Origin of the sequence: Natronospira elongata, from assembly GCF_034931365.1 — a bacterium.
Lineage (GTDB): Bacteria > Pseudomonadota > Gammaproteobacteria > Natronospirales > Natronospiraceae > Natronospira > Natronospira elongata.
This window is the reverse complement of the sequence record NZ_JAYGII010000081.1, coordinates 1-1871: the sequence shown is the minus strand read 5'-3', so window position 1 is coordinate 1871 and position 1871 is coordinate 1. Positions and strand designations below refer to the sequence as shown.

Here is a 1871-nt window from a genome sequence, read left to right as displayed (position 1 = left end):
GCGGCACAGTCGCGGACGCCGATGTGGATGACATCCAGGTCAACTGTGAAGATTTGACCTACTCCGTCGGCGGCGAAGTGAGCGGTTTGAACGGCTCCACCGCTGTGCTCGAGCTGAATAGTGATGAGACGCTTTCTCTCGATGATGACGGGCCGTTTGCCTTCAATACCGAGCTTGGTCATGGGGAAGACTATACCGTCGCAGTCGAGAGCCACCCAGATGAAATGGTTTGCGAGCTGGATAACGAAACCGGCACGATTGACATGGCCGACGTCGATGACGTCATGGTGACCTGCGAGGCGCTGAATGTCGGTGCCTCGAGCAAACGCAATTCCGTGGTGTTGGACTGGGATCGAGCCGGTGATGTCGATATCCTGTTTTCCACCGATCCCGAGTGCGACTGGAGCAACGTCACGTCCTGCGATAACGGTGGTATGATCCCGGCTGCTTCCGGTGGCGAGCACACGCTGACCGTGGAAGACGATGGTTTGCAGGCTGATACAGTCTATGCCTTCGTCAAGCAGGTCGGTGGTGGGCTTTCTGCCCCAGCCTACGCGACCCCGATGACCTACGAGCTGTCTGGAACTGTCAACGATACCGCGATTAGTGGCGGTGTGTTGTATGTGGGCGGTGATTTTGAAAGCTATGGTCCCCGTACTGGCGGCATGGCAATGTACCGTTTGGACAAAGCCACTGCAGAAATGACCGGTCCCAAGATGGATGTTTCATCGGACGACTCCAACGGTATAGTCTACGCCGTCGTGGAAGACCCGAATGGCGGTTGGTTTGTTGGTGGCGCATTTGACACGATTCAGGGCGAACCACGGGAAAACCTGGCTCGCTTGAATGCGGACGGCAGCCTGGATCAAGACTGGGATGTTCCCGCACCCGGTTCTTTTGTGTTCGCAATGGCAGTGAGTGACGACCGCCTTTATGTTGGTGGTAGTTTCGATAGTCTGGCCGGAGATAGTGACTACCAGCATGTCGGAGCTCTGGAGCTGGATGGCAGCCTCGACACGGCTTTCGACGCATCAGAGATTACCAATACGGTCCGGTCCATGGTTCTCGATGGTGATGACCTCTATCTTGGCGGGCATTTCACGGACAATGTGACAGCTTTGAATGCCGGAGATGGAAGCCCCATCGATCTCTTCGATGCCTCCACTGACGGGCCCGTCTGGCATGTGAGTCGCCATGATGATCGTCTCTTCGTCGGCGGGCTTTTTGGCCAGGCGAATGGTGAGGCTAGATCCGGTCTGGCTGCATTCGAGGTATTGGACGGTATACTCGATGATTTTGATGCAGATATATCGGGAATGGCTGTCACGAGTGTCATTGGCGACGGCGATGATCTGATTATCGGCGGCTGGTTCGAGGAGGTTGGCGGCGCCGAACGTGAGGCCGTGGCGCGGGTAGATCAGGATACTGGCGCGGTCAGGGATGACTGGTCCGTCGACATGCCGGAAGGCGCAATCATTTATGATCTTGCGCTGCACGATGGCATGCTTTACATCGCCGGTGAAAACTTTTCCTACATTGGCGATGAGAGATTGACTAACTTCGCCCGGGTGGAAGCCGGAAGCGGTGAACCGGATGGAGATTGGAATCCCGTTGCAGTGGGACTTAGAGGCCACGAGTTCCTGATCAGTGGCGAGACCATGTTGGCCTTCGGCAATGTGGATTACATGGGCGGTTACGATCGTCCGCGGCTTGCCTCCTTCTCGCTGGTGGACTTCGGACTGACGGACTGGAATCCCGTGATCAATGATGGGGAAGTGCGGACGATTGCACCGGAAGGAAGCACTGTCTATGTAGGAGGCAGCTTCAGCCAGGCCAATGGCGTTGATGTGGGTAACGCTGTTGCATTTACC

At 56.2% G+C, this 1871-nt stretch carries 1 protein-coding gene; it reads left to right on the top strand.

All coding sequences use genetic code 11. The features are described from left to right. Nucleotides 1-23 precede the first annotated feature (23 nt). Nucleotides 24-1871 (top strand): delta-60 repeat domain-containing protein (locus tag VCB98_RS13765; RefSeq protein ID WP_346053508.1); only part of this gene is annotated, 1848 nt, incomplete at its 3' end.